The sequence below is a fragment of the Cytobacillus dafuensis genome (assembly GCF_007995155.1).
Taxonomy (GTDB): Bacteria; Bacillota; Bacilli; order Bacillales; family Cytobacillaceae; genus Cytobacillus; species Cytobacillus dafuensis.
Map to the genome: position 1 here is coordinate 1,482,967 of NZ_CP042593.1, position 22,207 is coordinate 1,505,173.

Genomic DNA, 22,207 nt, shown 5'->3' on the forward strand with positions numbered 1-22,207 from the left:
TAATGAAGGAAAAAATTAATATTCAAAATGTATATGAGTTAACTCCTCTTCAGGAAGGGATGGTATTTAACCATATCATTGATAATGAGTCAAAGGCTTACCTGGAACAAGTAGAATTTAAGCTAGAAGGTAACCTGAATATACCTTACTTTGAAACTAGTTTTCAAAGACTAGTAAATAGACATGATGCTTTCAGGACTATTATTCGATATTCAAAATTGAAAAAACCTCTTCAAGTTGTTTTAAAAGAGAGAAAAGCTGCATTTCAATTTGAGGATCTATCTGCCTACGATGAAAAGAAGATAGATAGAATAATAGAAGAGTACAAGGAAAAAGATTTAGCAAGGGGATTTATACTCGATAAAGATTCTTTGATTCGAGTAAAAGTATTTAAACAAACGGAAACTAGTTATGCAGTTATAGTAAGTTTTCATCACATTGTTCTGGATGGATGGGGTCTAGGTGTAGCGCTTAATGAGTGGTTAGAAATATATGCAGGGCTACTAAACAACAAGCCTATAGATTTGCCAAATAGCTTTTCATATAGTGATTATATTGTTTGGTTAAAAAAGCAAAATTTTGAGCAAGCTTCGCTTCATTGGGAACGTGCTTTAGAGGGCTATGATCAAAAGGCGGGTTTTATACCCGTCTTTAAAAGAAAAGCGGATGGAAAAAAATTCCTTCATTCTTCATTTATTGAAACATTTAATGAGTCCCTAACAGAATCTCTCAGTGCATTAGCAAAGTCTTATAATGTAACGTTTAATGCAGTTCTAAGGTCAATTTGGGGACTTTTGCTGCAAAAGTACAATAATACAGATGATGTGGTGTTCGGAACTGTAGTTTCCGGGCGCCCGCCTCAATTAAGTGGCATTGAACAAGCTATAGGTTTATTTATTAATACAGTCCCCGTCCGTATAAAGGGGGAAGCAGGCCAAACTTTTAAAGACTTATTACTCCAGGTTCATGAGGATATACAAGAAGAGAATAAGTTTCATTACTATCCTTTATATGAAGTGTTATCTAAAAGTGAATTGAAAAATGATTTATTAGATCATGTCATTGCCTTTGAAAACTATCCATTAGATAAACAATTATTGTTGGCTGGACAATATACAGGTTTATCTATCAGTGAAATGAAGATATTTGAACAGACAAATTACGATTTTCATATGAATATTGTACCAGGTGAAAAAACAACCCTAAACATTATATATAATAGCGAAATATACAATCGGCAATATATAGAACAGATTTTCCGACATTTTCAAAAACTTGCAATTGATATCGTTCAAAATCCGAATAAAGACCTATTCAAGTATGAAGTATTAACCGAGGATGAAAAGTCAGAACAGTTAAAAAATAATATTAATAGTAGCTATCCTACTGACAAAACAATTCATGAATTATTTGAACTACAGGTTAGTAAGAATCCAGATAAAAAAGCAGCTGTTTTTGGTAGTGAGTATTTAACATACGATGAGCTTAATTCAAGAGCGAGTACAATAGCTGAGTATTTAAGGAAAAAAGGTGTAAGACGGCAGGAATCAATTGTATTGATTGCCAATAAAAGCCTTGAAACACTAGTTGCGATGTTAGCTATTTTAAAATCTGGCTGTGCGTATGTTCCGGTAGATCCTGCTTCACCGGTTGAGAGGATTCAGTATATTCTACAGGATTGCTCTGCTAGATTCCTTATATCACCAAGTGATTGGGCATCGCCTAGTGATTTTACTGGACAAGTAATCAAAATAGACAATGGAATTTATGAAAGTACAACATCGGTAAGTTCTGAAGTCTATTACAGGGGAGAAGCAAATAGTCTAGCTTATATTATATATACTTCAGGAACAACTGGAAAACCAAAAGGAGTTATGGTTGAGCATAAAAATGTTACATCCTTAATCCTAAATGAAAAAATGCCATACCAATTTAGTGATAAGGATATATGGACTATTTTCCATTCCTTCAGCTTTGATTTTTCGGTTTGGGAAATGTATGGGGCGCTTTTATACGGAGGAACGTGTGTGATCGTACCAAAAGATATAGCCCAAAATCCGAAGAAATTTTTATCCCTGCTCCAATCAGAAAATGTGACAGTGCTAAACCAAACACCCTCAGCATTTTCTCATCTTATTGAGGAAGTCAGTTTCAATGGTGTAACCAACTTAAATTTAAGATATGTTATTTTTGGTGGAGAAGCACTTAAGCCAGCAATGTTATATCCATGGAAGTTGAAATTTCCAAATATTCATTTAATTAATATGTATGGAATTACCGAAACAACGGTCCATGTTACATATAAAGAAATTACTAAACATGAAATAGAGGAAAATACAAGTAACATTGGTAAACCACTACCTTCATTAAATGCGTATATAATGAACGAACATCAACAGCTCGTTCCAACAGGCACAATTGGTGAATTATACATAGGAGGAGAAGGTGTTACTAGAGGATATATTAATAAGGAAGCATTAACTAAAGAACGATTTATGCTAAATCCATATAATCATTCTGAAATCATTTATCGTTCTGGGGATATTGTTCGCAAACTTAATAATGGGGAAATGGAATACCTTGGTCGAATAGATCATCAAGTTAAAGTTCGCGGGCATAGAATTGAACTTGGAGAAATTGAAAATCAATTATTGGTCCATCCGAATATTAAAGAGGCAGTGGTTGTTAGCTTCAAGGATCATACAGATATGACTTACTTATGTGCATATGTGGTATCTGATAGGGAACTTTCGTCCACTGTCTTAAGAACATATTTATCTAGCTTTCTACCGGATTATATGATTCCTGCTCACTTTGTCTTTCTGGCATCCCTTCCACTAACAGGAAATGGAAAAATTGACCGGAAGGCATTACCTAAGCCAGAGGTAAGCAGTAACTTCGCGTATGTAGAACCACAAACGAGCTTAGAGGGTGAATTGGCGAAAATATGGAAAGAGGTTCTCGGAGTTGAACGAGTTGGAATCCACGATCATTTTTTTGAATTAGGGGGACATTCTCTTCGTGCAACTCAATTGGTCAATATGATTCATAAGAACTTGGATATAGAACTTCCATTAAAAATGGTATTTGAGAAACCAACCATCCAACTTATGTGTCAAGAAATAGAAAAACTAAATCCATCGGAAAAAAGGGTGTTCCATGAGATTCAGAAAGTGGAAGAACAGGAATATTATCCTGCATCATCAGCACAAAAACGATTGTTGATTTTAAATCAGCTTGAAAACATAGGAAACAATTATAACATTACGGGTGCGGTTCAATTAGAGGGTCCTGTCGATCCAAAGAGGCTTGAACAGGCAATTCAACAGGTGATCAATAGACATGAAGCGTTACGAACTTCTTTTGAAACTACTGAGGAAGGATTTATTCAGCGGGTTCATCCGCATGTCCCTTTTTCATTAGAGCAATGGGAAGAAAAGGAACCGAAGGCTTCTCAGAGCGTGAATCGCTTTTCGCGTCCTTTCAATCTATCTAATGCCCCTCTATTGCGGGCAGGTCTTGTCAAGACAGGGCCAGAATGTCATGTGTTGATTTTGGATATGCATCATAGTATTTCGGACGAGGCCTCATTGAAGACCATGTTGAAGGAAATTAGTTTGTTGTATAAAGGAGAAGTTCTACCGCCGCTACGCCTTCAATACAAAGATGTGGCAGCCTGGCAAACAGAGCGAATGAAGACAAAAGAATTCTTGGAAGCTGAAACGTTCTGGTTGAAGGAAATGTCAGGAGAGCTCCCAGTGTTAGATATTTCAAGAAGAGAACGACCAAAGTTTCAAAGCTTCGAAGGGGATCGGGTAGATTTTCATGTTCCAACATCATTGGCACAACAGCTTTCTGAACTAGCAACCAAAACAGGGACAACCTTGTATATGGTATTGTTATCTGCTTATCAGCTTCTTCTTTCGAGGTATTCGGGACAAGAAGATATTATTGTGGGATCTCCAGTAGCTAGCCGACCACATGCAGACCTTCAGAATATGGTTGGAATGTTTGTAAATACGATTCCAATGAGAAACAGTCTAAGTGAGGAAGAAAGCATTCGCTCTTTATTACAAAAAGTAAGGGAGCGTGCGCTCCTAGCCTTTGAGCATCAATCATATCCGTTTGAGCAGTTGGTGGAGAAGGTGTCCATCACAAGAGACTTGAGTCGTAACCCGGTCTTCGACCACATGTTTATTATGCATGATGCAGGTACAGCGAAGCTAGAATTGGAGAACGTGGACATCACTTCTTATTCTTTAGAGGATCGCTCCGCAAAAGTAGACCTGACTTTAGAAGTTTCGGAGAATGAGATGGGACTCTCCGCTTGGTTTCAATATAGCACAGCGTTATTTTCAAAAGATGAAATGAAGATAATGTCTTCACACTTTGTCAATATTTTGGAAGAAATCGTAAAGGATACTGATCAGCCATTGTCTTCTATTGAAATGATCTCAGAGGCTGAACGATATACCCTTCTTCATGATTTAAATCCAAAGACAGTAGCGGGAGTCGAACGTACCGTTCACCAACGATTTGAAGAACAAGTTACACATACCCCTGCACAAATCGCGGTTATTTCAAGTGGGAGGGAATACACCTATCAAGAAATCAATGAACGTGCAAATCGAATGGCCCGTGCCCTTCAAAACATGAACGTAGAAAAAGGCGACCGAATCGGGGTTATGGTCAAACGTTCAGAGGATCTTATCATCGCTCTACTCGCTGTATTAAAAACGGGGGCTGCGTATGTACCAATCGATCCAGATTACCCTGAAGATCGTATTGCCTACATGGTTCACGACAGTAACACCAAATATATTATGACGGATGTTCGTGAAGGCCGTTTGTCATCATTTGACGAAAAGCTTTGCTTATTATCAGACTTAGCTGACCAAAGTGAAGATGGTTCCAATCTGGAAGTAGATGTGCTGGCTACGGAGTTAGCGTATATCATCTATACGTCTGGTTCCACTGGAAAGCCAAAGGGAGTTATGGTAGAGCACCGTTCGGTGCACAATTTTATCGAAGGAATGTCAGAATGTGTGAAAATGGCTTCTGGAGATAAAGTGTTGGCATTAACAACGGTATCGTTTGATATTTTTGTCACAGAAACCTTTCTCCCATTGGCAAAAGGCGCATGTGTCATTATGGCAAGTGAGGAAGAACAACAGGACCCAGCCTTATTAAGCAGCCTAATAATGGACAACGAGGTTACAACCATTCAGGCTACACCATCAAGAATAAAAGGGCTTTTGATGTATCCAGAGGGAGAAGAGTGCTTAGAGACAGTCAAGGTAATGATCGTGGGTGGAGAAGCTCTACCACCTACTCTATTACAAAGTCTACAAGCTTACACGAATCTAACAGTCTACAATGCATATGGACCAACAGAAACCACCGTATATTCCAGTATCAGGAATGTAACGTCCGACCATGAGGTTACGATCGGTCAACCAATCCGTAATACACGTTGTTATATCGTAGGACCACATAATCGTTTTCAGCCAATTGGGGTTCTAGGAGAATTGTGTATTGCCGGAAGTGGGGTATCACGAGGATACCTAAACCGTCCAGAGCTTACAGCAAGTAAGTTTGTGGAAGACCCATTTGTGTCAGGAGAAATCATGTATAAAACGGGTGACCTGGCACGCTGGTTACCGGATGGCCAGATTGAATATGCAGGACGTATCGACCAACAAGTGAAAATGCGAGGATATAGAATAGAGCTCCAGGAAGTCGAGGCATGTATCGAAGAGTTTGATACGATACGTGAAGCGGCAGTAACGCTTCATACAGATTCTTTAGGGGACGCGTATCTCTGTGCTTATGTAGTGTGGAACGATGTGAAAAAGGCCGCCTCTTTCAAAGAACTAAAAGTGGAGCTAGCAAGAAAATTACCCGGATATATGGTGCCAACTCACATGATAGAGCTTGAGCAGTTACCTTTAACAGCCAATGGGAAACTTGACCGAAAGGTTTTGCCAAAGCCTAAGAACCTTATAGATGTATATATATATCCAGAAACTGAAACGGAAAAGCAAATGGAAACCATTTGGCGCGAGGTATTGGGAATAAAGAATATTGGGGTTGATGATAACTTTTTTGCCCTAGGAGGTCACTCTTTAAAAGCAACAATGCTTATTGCGAAAGTGAAGAGAGTTCTAAAAAAGGAATTGTCACTTAGTACAATTTTTGAAAATCCAACTATTCGAGAATTCTCAAAACGGTTAGACAATCAGACAAGTAATGTATACATGGAATTGGAACCAGTAGGTAGACGTGATACTTATCCACTTTCTTCATCACAAAGAAGATTATTTGTCCTTAGTCAATTTCCGGAAATTGGGACAAGCTACAATATGCCAAGTGCTTGGACTATTCATGGTTATATCGATGTAATGAAATTACAGAAGGCACTTGAAAAAGTGACAGACCGACATGAAATCTTACGTACTACGTTTGGAATGGCAGATGGAAACCCAATTCAACTCATTCATGAATCTGTGAATGTAAGAGTAGAATGTGTGGATGCATCAAAAGATGTACTGTCAGATATCATTAAATCGTTTATACGTCCGTTTGATCTAACACAGGGTCCATTATTTCGAACAGCACTCATAACAATAAGTCATGACCATCAGCTTCTATTATTTGATATGCATCATATTCTATCTGATGGAACATCAATCCAGATCCTAGCAGAAGAAATAATGGCCTTTTATAACGGGAATGAGCTTTCTAACAACCGGATTCAATACAAAGATTATACAGTATGGCAACAAGAACAACTAAACTCTGACTTCTACCTAAAGCAACAAGAATTTTGGATGAATGTATTTAAAGACAACATTCCCGTTTTAGAATTAGTACCAAATCAACAAAGAAAGGTCGTCCCAAATTATATAGGGTCACAACTATCATGCAAAATTCAACCATCGCTTATGAGGAAAGTAAATGAAATAGCTAAAAAGACAGAGAGTAGTATATATATGATTTTTCTAGCTGTGTACAATATATTGCTTTCTAAATATAGCGGACAAGAAGATATTGTAATCGGTTCTCCAGTAGCAGGGAGATCCCGTGAAGAAATTCAAAATACCATTGGTGTTTTCGTCAATATGTTGCCGATGCGTAATCAACCTGAAGGTACAAAGCGTTTTGATACTTTTTTACAGGAAGTGAAAAAACAGACGCTCTCAGCGCTCGAACATCAAGATTATCCGTTTGAGGATCTCATAGATAAACTAGGAATTCTGAGGGACCCTAGCCGACATCCTTTGTTTGATACCGTTTTGGTACATCAAAATATAGATCAGTCTGTTCTATCATTTGGGAACATTAGTGCTAATTCTTATGAACTCCGACATGGTACAGCTAAATTTGATATAACTGTAGAAATTCTTGATGTACAAGAGGATACCTTAATGCGTTGGGAATACCGGTCATCTCATTTTGGAAGAGAGATGATTGAACGAATGGCAAGTCATTTCCTACATTTACTTGAGGAAGTGATAAATTGTCCTGAGAGACATCTTGCAGACCTAACGCTTCCATCCCATGAAAGAACGATGCAGTTAAATTTTAATGATACGAATGCCGAATTTGAGCTTGATCGAACTGTTGTTGAAATGTTTGAGGAGCAATCGAAAAAAAAACCAGGGAACACCGCTGTGGTGTATCGAGAAACGAAATGGTCCTATGAAAGGCTGAATCAAGAAGCCAATCAGCTTGCACGTCATCTTCAGGCAAAAGGGCTTAGTTCCGAGCAGATAGTGGCTATTCTCGTGGAACCTTCTGTGGAGATGATTTTAGCTGTACTAGCAGTATTAAAGGCTGGTGGAGCATATGTGCCGATTGATCCAAATTATCCATCGGAAAGAATCCAATATATGATTGAGGACAGTCAAGCGGAGATCGTCATCACTCATCATCATTTAACCGATAAGGTCAATGGGGAACGAGAAAAAGTAATTCTTGAGGAGCGAAGCTGGGAAAGAGAGTCTGTCGAAAACCTTCCAACCTCCTGCGAGCCAAATGGATTGGCCTATGTCATTTATACATCTGGGACAACTGGCCACCCCAAAGGGGTAATGATTGAGCATCGCTCACTCTCCAATTTATGTCAGTGGCATAACGATCAGTTTGAATTGACGGAATGGGATCGAAGTACAAAAATTGCAGGATTTGGATTTGATGCATCTGTGTGGGAAATATTACCTCCTCTACTAAAGGGAGCTGCACTCTATATTGTGCCAGAGGAATTGCGTACAGACATACACGAACTCAACAAGTTCTTTGAACAAAATCAAATTACTATCAGTTTCTTACCGACTCCACTGTGTGAACCGTTTTTAGCCTTGGACAACCAGTCTTTACGTGTATTGTTGACAGGTGGGGACAAGCTAAAAACGTATCAACCCGTTCGATTCCGGCTCATTAATAATTATGGGCCTACAGAAAATACGGTAGTTGCGACAAGTGGTGCGATTGATCATCAATCTACGAATCTACCGATTGGTAGACCGATTGCCAATACCCAAGTTTACATTCTAGGGAAGAATCATGAACTACAACCGATTGGAGTACCCGGAGAGCTTTGCATAGCTGGAGAGGGATTGGCACGAGGGTACTTAAACCAACCTGAGCTAACAGCGGAAAAGTTTATCGAACATCCGCATGAAGCAGGTTCTCGACTATACCGATCTGGGGATCTAGCTCGTTGGCTGCCTGACGGCAGCATCGAATATTTAGGACGTATAGATGATCAGGTGAAAATTCGGGGACATCGGATTGAGCTTGGTGAAATCGAAGCTCAGCTTCTTCAGATGGAAGGAGTTGAAGATGCTGTTGTTCTTGCACATAAAGATTCGGATGGAATGGCGTATTTATGTGGTTATTTAGTGAGTCGAGAGGATGTAACGATCTCTGCGATTCGGAACCATTTGTCTCGTACTCTTCCAGATTATATGATTCCCGCTTCTTATGTTCTGTTAGATCAACTACCTTTGACTCCTAATGGAAAGGTAGATAAAAGGGCACTGCCTGAACCAAAAGGTTTGATTCACTTGGGAGTCGGGTATGAAGCCCCTCAAGGAGAAGCTGAACAGCGGCTCGCACTTGTATGGAAAGAAGTTCTTAAAGCTGGAAAGGTTGGACGCCACGATCATTTCTTTGATCTTGGAGGAGATTCTATCAAGGGTATACAAGTGGCGGCTCGCCTTCATGAGAAAGGGTGGAAGCTGGAGTTAAAAGACCTTTTCCGATATCCGACGGTCGCCGAGCTAGCCCCTTATGTTCTACAAGTGACAGGCGGGCAGATCAGTCAAGAAGAAGTGACAGGAGAAGTCTGCTTATCGCCTATCCAGCGATGGTTTTTTGACCAGAGATTTGAAGAAGCCCATCATTGGAACCAAGCAGTTCTATTAGAAAGTCCGGAGGACTTAGATCCAGTGGCACTTCAATCCTCATTCGAGTCTCTTTTACACCATCATGATGCGTTGCGGATGACTTATCGTGAAGAAGATGGGCGAATTCTCCAATGGAACCGTTCCACTACGGAAGGGAATTTGTATCATTGGGAAACCATCCAAATAAGTGATATCGGTGATTCATTAGCTTCAAGGATAGAGGAAGAGTGTACACGTCTTCAGACTAGGTTGAATCTCGCTGAAGGTCCACTTGTAATTGGGGGATTATTTCAGACGAAAAAAAGTGATTACTTTTTCGTTGCGATCCATCACCTTGCGGTCGACGGTGTATCTTGGCGCATCCTGTTAGAAGATCTTTGGGAGGGATATCAACAGGCTAAGAGGTATGAACCCATCCAATTACCGATGAAAACGGACTCCTTCCAAAAGTGGTCAAGTGAGTTAACACAGTATGTACAAAGTCGCGCAATAAAGAAGGAGCTAGCCTATTGGAAGGATGTCATGAGTATTCCAGTCACTCCATTGCCAAAGGACGGAGATGCATCAGAAAATCGGATTGCGGATGAAGATCATGTGATCATTCAGTTCACAAGAGAGGAAACAGCCAGATTAGTAAAAGAAGCAAACAGAGCATTTCGGACGGAGATCAACGATCTCCTGTTAACTGCCCTTCATGGCGCCGTCCAAGAATGGACAGGTGTTGAGAATTTAGTTGTGGATCTCGAAGGACATGGTCGAGAATTTATTGGTGAAGGCATCGATATTTCTCGTACAGTAGGGTGGTTTACGTCCATGTTCCCTGTCGCCCTAACATCTTCAGGTTCAATTGAGGTGGGGGAAAAGCTGCAGGCTATCAAAGAACAGCTGCGTCGGATTCCGAATAAAGGAATTGGCTTTGGACTCTTAGCCTATCTAAGTTCACTCCATGAGAAATTACAAACCTATCATCCAGAGATTGGGTTTAATTATCTAGGTGATTTTGGCGAAGGTTTACAAAATGACAAGCAAGCAATCACAATGTCGGACATATCAAGTGGTACTTCGCTTGGTATGGCTAATCATCGGGTTCATACATTGGAAATGAATGGGATGACTCTAGAAGGAAGCCTTCAATTTAGGGTGAGCTTCAATCGTTTTGAATTCAAGAAGTCGACCATAGAAACGTTCGCAGAAGGGTTTAAAAGAAACCTCAATCAGCTTGTGGATTTTTGTATCGCACAGGAACAGAGTGTGAAGACACCTTCAGACGTTGGGTTGTCCACTCTTCCACTTGAGGTATGGAAGGATATTCAACAGGTTCACTCAGCGGAATCGATTGAGGAAATTCGCCCTCTAAGCCCAATGCAGGAAGGGATATTATTTGAAAGTCTAATGAATCCGAATTCGCCTGCATACTTTGAACAATTGAGTTTTGTGGTTAATGGCAAGCTCGAAAGGGAGTATTTATGGCAGAGTTTTCAGGACCTGGCGGTCCGACATGATATTCTCCGAACGGTATTCACAACTGAAGGGGAACATCCTCTACAGATTGTAGTAAAGGAACTACCGTTAGACGTGAAGGAGTTTTCACTTTTAGATATCACACCGGATGAGAGGCAGGCAGCCATTGAGGCAAGGAAAGAAGCCGATAAAGAGGCAGGCTTTGATTTGAAAAAGGGTCCATTGATGCGTCTAACGGTACTTGAAACCGACAAAGAAGAATTTGTGTTGATTTGGAGCCATCACCATATCTTGATGGATGGGTGGTGCTTAGGCATCCTTCTTCAAGAATTCTTGACCCTCTATGCAGCGAGGAAAGAGGGGCGTCGAGCGGAGCTTGGCCCAGTGGAATCATATGGAAGATACATCGAATGGCTGACCAATCAAGACCGAGAAGTGGCGAAGGAATATTGGAGAGAGAAGGTAGCAGGGTATGTCGAGCAGGCTAGTCTGCCAAAAAAACAAATGACCGTTGCCTCGACTTACAAACAGGAAGAAATGAGCTATACCCTGTCTACAACGTTAACAAAACAGGTTGAACAAGTAGCTCGGCATTTGAACAGTACGATAAGTACAGTTTTACAGGCTGCATGGGGAGTGTTGTTATCGCGTTATAGTCAACAAGAGGATGTGATATTTGGAACAGTTGTTTCAGGAAGACCACCAGCAGTGAAGGGAATTGAAAAGACCGTAGGTCTGTTTATTAACACAATCCCAGTTCGTTTCCAGGCTGCAAAAGATAAAACGTTTGTGGATTTGGTGAAGGAAGGTCAGTCATGGGCAGTTTCTTCCCAAGAGCATAGCTTTTTATCACTGGCTGAAATTCAAGCAGAAAGTAAACTGGGACAAGGACTGATTGACCACCTTTTCATAGTAGAAAATTATCCTTTCGATGATGAAGCAATGTCTGAAATTGGAGAACAGGCGGGCTTACGCATTAAAAATGAAGGTGTATTTGAACAAACCAGCTATGATTTTAATGCCATTGTAGTTCCTGGAAAACAGATTCAGACCTTATTCCGCTATAATGCGGAAATGTATAATGCGTTGGAAGTAAAAGGTATCAATCAACATTTTCAAGTATTACTGCAGAATTTAATAAAAAATTTAGAAAGAAAACTTTCTTCTATAGAAATGCTACCAACTTCGGAACGATCAACAATATTTGAATTTAACCCTATTCATCATTTTGGGAGGGAACGTACCGTTCATCAAGTGATTGAAGAACAGACAACTCTCACACCTATTGAAATTGCGGTTGTTTCAAAAGATAAGGAATTCACTTATCAAGAAATCAATGAACGGGCAAATCGAATGGCCCGTGCCCTTCGAAACATGAACGTAGAAAAAGGCGACCGAATCGGGGTTATGGTCAAACGTTCAGAGGATCTTATCATCTCTCTACTCGCAGTATTAAAAACGGGGGCTGCGTATGTACCCATTGATCCAGATTACCCTGAAGACCGTATTGCCTACATGGTTCACGACAGTAACACCAAATATATTATGACGGATGTTCTTGAAGGCCGTTTGTCATCATTTGACGAAAAGCTTTGCTTATTATCAGATTTAGCTGACCAAAATGAAGATGGTTCTAATCTGGAAGTAGATGTGCTGGCTACGGAGTTAGCGTATATCATCTATACGTCTGGTTCCACTGGAAAGCCAAAGGGAGTTATGGTAGAGCACCGTTCGGTGCACAATTTTATCGAAGGAATGTCAGAATGTGTGAAAATGGCTTCTGGAGATAAAGTGTTGGCATTAACAACGGTATCGTTTGATATTTTTGTCACAGAAACCTTTCTCCCATTGGCAAAAGGCGCATGTGTCATTATGGCAAGTGAAGAAGAACAACAGGACCCAGCCTTATTAAGCAGCTTAATAATGGACAACGAAGTTACAGCTATTCAGGCTACACCATCAAGAATAAAAGGTCTTTTGATGTATCCGGAGGGGGAAGAGTGCTTAGAGACAGTCAAGGTAATGATCGTGGGTGGAGAAGCCCTGCCATCTACTCTATTACAAAGTCTACAAGCTTACACAAATCTAACAGTCTACAATGCATATGGACCAACAGAAACCACCGTATATTCCAGTATCAGGAATGTAACGTCCGACCATGAGGTTACGATCGGTCAACCAATCCGTAATACACGTTGTTATATCGTAGGACCACATAATCGTCTTCAGCCAATTGGGGTTCTAGGAGAATTGTGTATTGCTGGAAGTGGGGTATCACGAGGATACCTAAACCGTCCAGAGCTTACAGCAAGTAAGTTTGTGGAAGACTCATTTGTGTCAGGAGAAATCATGTATAAAACGGGTGACCTGGCACGCTGGTTACCGGATGGCCAGATTGAATATGCAGGACGTATCGACCAACAAGTGAAAATGCGAGGATATAGGATAGAGCTCCAGGAAGTCGAGGCATGTATCGAAGAGTTTGATACGATACGTGAAGCGGCAGTAACGCTTCATACAGATTCTTTAGGGGACGCGTATCTCTGTGCTTATGTAGTGTGGAACGATGTGAAAAAGGCCGCCTCTTTCAAAGAACTAAAAGTAGAGCTAGCAAGAAAATTACCCGGATATATGGTGCCAACTCACATGATAGAGCTTGAGCAGTTACCTTTAACAGCCAATGGGAAACTTGACCGAAAGGTTTTGCCAAAGCCTAAGAACCTTATAGATGTATATATATATCCAGAAACTGAAACGGAAAAGCAAATGGAAACCATTTGGCGCGAGGTATTGGGAATAAAGAATATTGGGGTTGATGATAACTTTTTTGCCCTAGGAGGTCACTCTTTAAAAGCGATTATGCTTGTTGGGAAGGTGAAGAAAACGCTAGGGAAGGAATTGTCTCTAAGTAAGATATTTGAGGTTCCAACCATTCGAGAATTATCGGAACATCTTGAAAAACAGACTAATAATGTATATCAAGAACTTAAGCTGGTGGCACCACGGAGTGCTTATCCACTATCATCGGCTCAGAGAAGATTGTTTGTGCTTAACCAGTTTCCTGAAATAGGAACAAGTTACAATATGCCAAGTGCTTGGACTATTCATGGTGGTATCGATGCAATGAAATTACAGAAGGCGCTTGAAAAAGTGACAGACAGGCATGATACGTTACGAACTACGTTTGAAATGTTAGATGGTAAACCAGTTCAATTAATACATGAGTCGGTATGTATAAATATGGAATACTTTAATGCATCAAAAGAAGAACTGCCAAATGTAATAAATCGTTTTGTGCGTCCGTTTGATCTGGCACAAGGTCCATTGTTTCGAACAGCACTCATAACAATAAGTCATGACCATCAGCTTTTACTATTTGATATGCATCATATTCTTTCTGATGGAACATCGGTCCAAATTCTAGCAAAAGAAGTAATGGCCTTTTATAACGGGGAAGGGCTTTCTAACAGCCGAATTCAATATAAAGACTATGCAGTCTGGCAGCAGGAACAAATAATTTCTAAGAATTATTTAACACATCAGGATTTTTGGATGGAAATATTTAAAGACAGTATGCCAAGTCTAGATATTATGACAGATTACCCAAGAACTGGTATTGCGAATTATGCTGGTTCTCAAATATCTTTCAAAATAAAACATTCGGTCATGGAGAAAATCAATGAATTAGCCAAAAAGACAGATAGCAGCTCGTATATGATTTTTTTAGCGGTGTATAATATTTTGCTTTCCAAATATAGCGGACAGGAAGATATTGTAATCGGTTCTCCAGTTTCAGGGAGATCCCGTGAAGAAATTCAAAACATCATCGGTGTTTTTGTCAATATGTTGCCAATGCGAAATCAGCCTGAAGGTACAAAGCGTTTTCATACTTTTTTACAGGAAGTGAAAAAACAGACGCTCTTAGCGCTTGAACATCAAGACTATCCATTTGAAGATCTCGTAGATAAACTAGAAATTCCGAGGGATCCCAGCCGACACCCGTTGTTTGAGACCGTTTTGGCACATCAAAATGTAGATCAGTCAGGCTTGTCGTTCGATGATACATTTGCTCATTCTTATGGCTTACCTCATATAACAGCAAAGTTTGATTTAACCGTAGAAATTATTGATGAACCAGAGGGTACCTTAATCCGCTGGGAATACCGAACAACTCTTTTTAAAAGAGAGACGATTGAACGAATGGCAACTCATTTTCTTCATATACTTGAGGATGTTTTGGACAATCCTGATAAGCCACTGTCGGAAATTTCGCTATCAATAGATGAAAGAAAGAAGCAGAAGGCCTTTAATGATACGAAAGCTGAATATGATCTCTCTAAAACTATTATTGAAATTATTGAGAATCAATCAGAACACAAACCTAATAATTTAGCAATTGTGTTTGGAGAAGAAAAATGGACGTATAAAAGGTTAAATCAAGAAGCCAATCAGCTTGCACGTCATCTTCAGGCAAAAGGGCTTAGTTCCGAGCAGATAGTGGCTATTCTCGTGGAACCTTCTGTGGAGATGATTTTAGCTGTACTAGCAGTATTAAAGGCTGGTGGAGCATATGTGCCGATTGATCCAAATTATCCATTGGAAAGAATCCAATATATGATTGAGGACAGTCAAGCGGAGATCGTCATCACTCATCATCATTTAACCGATAAGGTCAATGGGGAACGAGAAAAAGTAATTCTTGAGGAGCGAAGCTGGGAAAGGGAGTCTGTCGAAAAGCTTCCGATCCCCCGCGAGCCAAATGAATTGGCCTATGTCATTTATACATCTGGAACAACTGGCCACCCCAAAGGGGTAATGATTGAGCATCGCTCACTCTCCAATTTATGTCAGTGGCATAACGATCAGTTTGAATTGACGGAATTGGATCGAAGTACAAAAATTGCAGGATTTGGATTTGATGCATCTGTGTGGGAAATATTCCCTCCTCTACTAAAGGGAGCTGCACTCTATATTGTGCCAGAGGAATTGCGTACAGACATACACGAACTCAACAAGTTCTTTGAACAAAATCAAATTACTATCAGTTTCTTACCGACTCCACTGTGTGAACCGTTTTTAGCCTTGGACAACCAGTCTTTACGTGTATTGTTGACAGGTGGGGACAAGCTAAAAACGTATCAACCCGTTCGATTCCAGCTCATTAATAATTATGGGCCTACAGAAAATACGGTAGTTGCGACAAGTGGTGCGATTGATCATCAATCTACGAATCTACCGATTGGTAGACCGATTGCCAATACCCGAGTTTACATTCTAGGGCAGAATCATGAACTACAACCGATTGGAGTACCAGGAGAGCTTTGCATAGCTGGAGAGGGATTGGCACGAGGGTATTTAAACCAACCTGAACTAACAGCGGAAAAGTTTATCGAACATCCGCATGAACCAGGTTCTCGACTATACCGATCAGGAGATCTAGCTCGTTGGCTGCCTGACGGCAGTATCGAATATATAGGACGTATAGATGATCAGGTGAAAATTCGGGGACATCGGATTGAGCTTGGTGAAATCGAAGCCCAGCTTCTTCAGATGGAAGGAGTTGAAGATACTGTCGTTCTAGCAAGAAATGATGCGGATGGAACGGCGTATTTATGTGGCTATTTAGTGAGTCGAGAGGATGTAACGATCTCTGCGATTCGGAACCATTTGTCTCGTACTCTTCCAGATTATATGATTCCTACTTCTTATGTTCTGTTAGATCAACTACCTTTGACTCCTAATGGAAAGGTAGATAAAAGGGCATTGCCTGAACCAGAAGGTTTAATTCACTTGGGAGTCGAGTATGAAGCTCCTCAGAGAGAAGCTGAACTGCGGCTCGCACGTGTATGGAAGGAAGTGCTTAAAGCTGAAAAGGTTGGACGCCACGATCATTTCTTTGATCTTGGAGGAGATTCTATCAAGGGTATACAAGTGGCGGCTCGCCTTCATGAGAAAGGGTGGAAGCTGGAGTTAAAAGACCTTTTCCGATATCCGACGGTCGCCGAGCTAGCCCCTTATGTTTTACAAGTGACAGGCGGGAAGATTAGTCAAGAAGAAGTGACAGGAGAAGTCTGCTTATCACCTATCCAGCGATGGTTTTTTGACCAGAGATTTGAAGAAGCCCATCATTGGAACCAAGCAGTTCTATTAGAAAGTCCGGAGGACTTGGATCCAGTGGCACTTCAATCCTCATTCGAGTCTCTTTTACACCATCATGATGCGTTACGGATGACTTATCGTGAAGAAGATGGGCGAATTCTCCAATGGAATCGTTCCACTACGGAAGGGAATTTGTATCATTGGGAAACCATCCAAATAAGTGATATCGGTGATTCATTAGCTTCAAGGATAGAGGAAGAGTGTACACGTCTTCAGACTAGGTTGAATCTCGCTGAAGGTCCACTTGTAATTGGGGGATTATTTCAGACGAAAAAAAGTGATTACTTTTTCGTTGCGATCCATCACCTTGCGGTCGACGGTGTATCTTGGCGCATCCTGTTAGAAGATCTTTGGGAGGGATATCAACAGGCTAAGAGGTATGAACCCATCCAATTACCGATGAAAACGGACTCCTTCCAAAAGTGGTCAAGTGAGTTAACACAGTATGTACAAAGTCGCGCAATAAAGAAGGAGCTAGCCTATTGGAAGGATGTCATGAGTATTCCAGTCACTCCATTGCCAAAGGACGGAGATGCATCAGAAAATCGGATTGCGGATGAAGATCATGTGATCATTCAGTTCACAAGAGAGGAAACAGCCAGATTAGTAAAAGAAGCAAACAGAGCATTTCGGACGGAGATCAACGATCTCCTGTTAACTGCCCTTCATGGCGCCGTCCAAGAATGGACAGGTGTTGAGAATTTAGTTGTGGATCTCGAAGGACATGGTCGAGAATTTATTGGTGAAGGCATCGATATTTCTCGTACAGTAGGGTGGTTTACGTCCATGTTCCCTGTCGCCCTAACATCTTCAGGTTCAATTGAGGTGGGGGAAAAGCTGCAGGCTATCAAAGAACAGCTGCGTCGGATTCCGAATAAAGGAATTGGCTTTGGACTCTTAGCCTATCTAAGTTCACTCCATGAGAAATTACAAACCTATCATCCAGAGATTGGGTTTAATTATCTAGGTGATTTTGGCGAAGGTTTACAAAATGACAAGCAAGCAATCACAATGTCGGACATATCAAGTGGTACTTCGCTTGGTATGGCTAATCATCGGGTTCATACATTGGAAATCAATGGGATGACTCTAGAAGGAAGTCTTCAATTTAGGGTGAGCTTCAATCGTTTTGAATTCAAGAAGTCGACCATTGAAACGTTCGCAGAAGGGTTTAAAAGAAACCTCAATCAGCTTGTGGATTACTGTATCGCACAGGAACAGAGTGTGAAGACACCTTCAGACGTTGGGTTGTCCACTCTTCCACTTGAGGTATGGAAGGATATTCAACAGGTTCACTCAGCGGAATCGATTGAGGAAATTCGCCCGCTAAGCCCAATGCAGGAAGGGATATTATTTGAAAGTCTAATGAATCCGAATTTGCCTGCATACTTTGAACAATTGAGTTTTGTGGTTAATGGCAAGCTCGAAAAGGAGTATTTATGGCAGAGTTTTCAGGACCTGGCGGTCCGACATGATATTCTCCGAACGGTATTCACAACTGAAGGGGAACATCCTCTACAGATTGTAGTAAAGGAACTACTGTTAGACGTGAAGGAGTTTTCACTTTTAGATATCACACCGGATGAGAGGCAGGCAGCCATTGAGGCAAAGAAAGAAGCCGATAAAGAGAAAGGTTTTGATCTGAAAAAGGGTCCATTGATGCGTCTAACGGTACTTGAAACCGACAAAGAAGAATTTGTGTTGATTTGGAGCCATCACCATATCTTGATGGATGGGTGGTGCTTAGGCATCCTTCTTCAAGAATTCTTGACCCTCTATGCAGCGAGGAAAGAGGGGCGTCGAGCGGAGCTTGGCCCAGTGGAATCATATGGAAGATACATCGAATGGCTGACCAATCAAGACCGAGAAGTGGCGAAGGAATATTGGAGAGAGAAGGTAGCAGGGTATGTCGAGCAGGCTAGTCTGCCAAAAAAACAAATGACCGTTGCCTCGACTTACAAACAGGAAGAAATGAGCTATACCATGTCTACAACGTTAACAAAACGGGTTGAACAAGTAGCTCGGCATTTGAACAGTACGATAAGTACAGTTTTACAGGCTGCATGGGGAGTGTTGTTATCGCGTTATAGTCAACAAGAGGATGTGATATTTGGAACAGTTGTTTCAGGAAGACCACCAGCAGTGAAGGGAATTGAAAAGACCGTAGGTCTGTTTATTAACACAATCCCAGTTCGTTTCCAGGCTGCAAAAGATAAAACGTTTATGGACTTGGTGAAGGAAGGTCAGTCATGGGCAGTTTCATCCCAAGAGCATAGCTTTTTATCACTGGCTGAAATTCAAGCAGAAAGTAAACTGGGGTCAGGACTGCTTGATCACCTTTTTGTAGTAGAAAATTATCCATTTGACAAAGATATTATGGATAAAAATGAAAAAATAGTCGGATTAGGTATTAAGGCCGAAGGAGTATTTGAACAAACAAACTATGACTTCAATGTCATAGTAAATCCTGGCGATCAGCTGAGCTTCACTTACCGCTTTAATTCGGAGATATACGATGAATTTTTGGTAAGACGAATAAGCAGAAGTATGGAAAAAGTCTTAGAAAGTATTTGTGTTGGACCTACACAATCTCTTTTTGAAATTGAGATTTTATCCGAAGAAGAAAAGATGGTGGTAAGAGAATTTAATAATACGAATATGAAATTCCCGCTGGACAAAACACTTGATCAATTGATACAAGATCAGGCGATGCGTAGTCCATTCGAAACTGCAATAGTATGTGGGGATAGACGTATCACTTATCAGGATCTTTCCGAACAAGCAAATGCAGTTGCAACCCGTCTCATCCAAGAAGGTGTCAAACCTGGTGATCATGTTGGTATTATAACCGGTAGGAAAGCGGAAACAGTGGCAGGATTACTTGGAATCTTAAAGGCTGGGGCTGCCTATGTCCCAATGGAGCCAGATTATCCAAAAGAGAGAGTTTACTATATTCAAAAACAATCTCATATCAAAAATATAATAATGGATGAAGAAGCACTCCATCTAGAAAAAAAACTACTTCAAGGGACAAAAATTATTGGTTTGGAAGAAGCAATCAAAAACAAAGGTTCTCAAGTAAAGATTTCCAAAGATCCACAAAGTTTGGCTTACATCATCTACACATCTGGATCGACGGGAAGGCCGAAAGGGGTCATGATTGAACATAAATCAATTGTGAACTTGATTCATTGGGTGAACCAGACGTACATGGTGGGAGCAAACGATCGATTATTGTGGATGACATCAATGTGTTTTGACCTTTCTGTATATGACATATTTGGAATACTTGCTTCGGGAGGAACTGTAGTAATCGCCCAAAAAGAAGACGTTCAGGACCCAGTTCGTTTACGGAAAATGATTATAAAAGAAAAAATTACATTCTGGGATTCAGTTCCAACAACGCTACATCACTTTTTACGAGGGTTGGAGGAAGGTCAAGAAGCATACTGGCAGGAAAATTTGCGACTCATTTTCTTAAGTGGAGATTGGATTCCGGTGAATCTAAAGAAACGATCAGAGGTATACTTTCCAAATGCAAAGATGATTGGATTAGGAGGGGCAACAGAGGGAACAATTTGGTCCAACTATTACCCCGTTGAAACAGTCTACGAAGGGCAAAAAAGTATTCCATACGGAAAACCAATTGGAAATAATACCTTTTATATCCTGGACGCTGATCAATGTCCTGTACCGCAGGGGGTAACAGGAGAACTTTACATTGGTGGAATTGGAGTAGCCCGAGGTTACATTGGGGATTTGGAAAAAACATCCGTTTCTTTTATGAAAGACCCATTCCGTAATGAAGAAAATGCTACGATGTATCGCACAGGTGATCTTGGAAGACTGCTTCCTGATGGAAACATGGAGTTCCTTGGTCGAATGGATCATCAAGTGAAGGTAAGAGGTTATCGAATTGAGCTAGGAGAGGTGGAAGCGCTACTTACAGCACATCCTAGAGTAAAGGAATCCGTGGTAACAGTGATAAAGGACGGAGATATCAATAGTGGAGTTGCCGCTTATTTAGTAGGCGATAAAACTATAACTGATAATGAGCTTCGCCAGTATTTATTTACTTATCTACCAAAATATATGCTTCCAGCCCACTATATATGGTTGGAAGAGATGCCGCTTAGTAGCAATGGGAAAATTGATAGAAAATCACTTCCGAACCCAAAAGAACATCTTTTTGAAAGAGTTTTCGAATCACCCGATACAGTAACCGCTAAAGCTTTAGCAGAAATTTGGACAAGCCTTCTTGGAATTGAAAATGTGAGCATGAATGATAGCTTTTTTGATGTAGGTGGTTATTCACTCAAGGCGACTGTTTTGGTTGCGAAAATATATAAAAAATGGGGGATAGAAGTTCCATTAGAGTGGGTATTTAGATACTCTACACTTCGAGAACTTTCAGAAAAAATTGATGTGCTTAAAACTAATATTTTGATGGAAGATAATCCTGTGACGAGCTTGAGTGAAGGGACCTTTCCTATTTTCTGTTTTCCACCGGTAGCTGGATTTGGATTTGAATTTAAAGGGCTTGCGGATAATCTCCCAGATCATACTGTATATGCCTTTGATTTTATTGAAGGAGAAGATCGGTTTGAACGGTATGTCTCTATCATAAAATCCATACAACCAGAAGGAGTGTATATGCTATTGGGTTATTCAGCAGGTGGAAACCTTGCATTTGAAGTAGCAAAGGCATTAGAAAAAAGCGGTGAGTTTGTATCAAAACTAATTATTTTGGATGCAAATCGCAAAACAAATATTGAGCATAGTACCGATAAACAATTAGATGCGGAAATAGAGGCACAATTACAAGCTGCTGATAGTAACTATCACGATTGGCTAGCAGTTCCAGCTCTAAGACAAAAGGTGCAGCGCCGTATTAAGAAGTATAGAAGATTCTTAGAGGAAACCGTGAACGATGGATTTATTAATGCCGATATTATCGTCATTTGCTCAGAAGATACGAATGGCATGTCGTGGGTTTCATCAACTAAAGGTAAACACAAAGTAATAAGAGGATACGGGAATCATACAGAAATGCTTTCCACACCTTTTGTTGGAAAACATGCGGAAATTTTACGAAGTATCTATACATTGGCTTAACTAAATAGTTTACTGTGGCCTAGTATATGGCCACAGTAAACTAAAGTCAGTTAACTATTAAG

Annotated in this window: 1 protein-coding gene; it reads left to right on the forward strand. The window is 40.5% G+C overall.

Annotation, left to right across the window (positions count from 1 at the left end):
* Positions 1–2 precede the first annotated feature (2 nt).
* Positions 3–22,145 (forward strand): non-ribosomal peptide synthase/polyketide synthase, encoded by a 22,143-nt coding sequence (locus FSZ17_RS07100; protein ID WP_146846414.1) that lies wholly within the window; start codon positions 3–5, stop codon positions 22,143–22,145.
* The last annotated feature ends 62 nt before the right edge of the window (positions 22,146–22,207 follow it).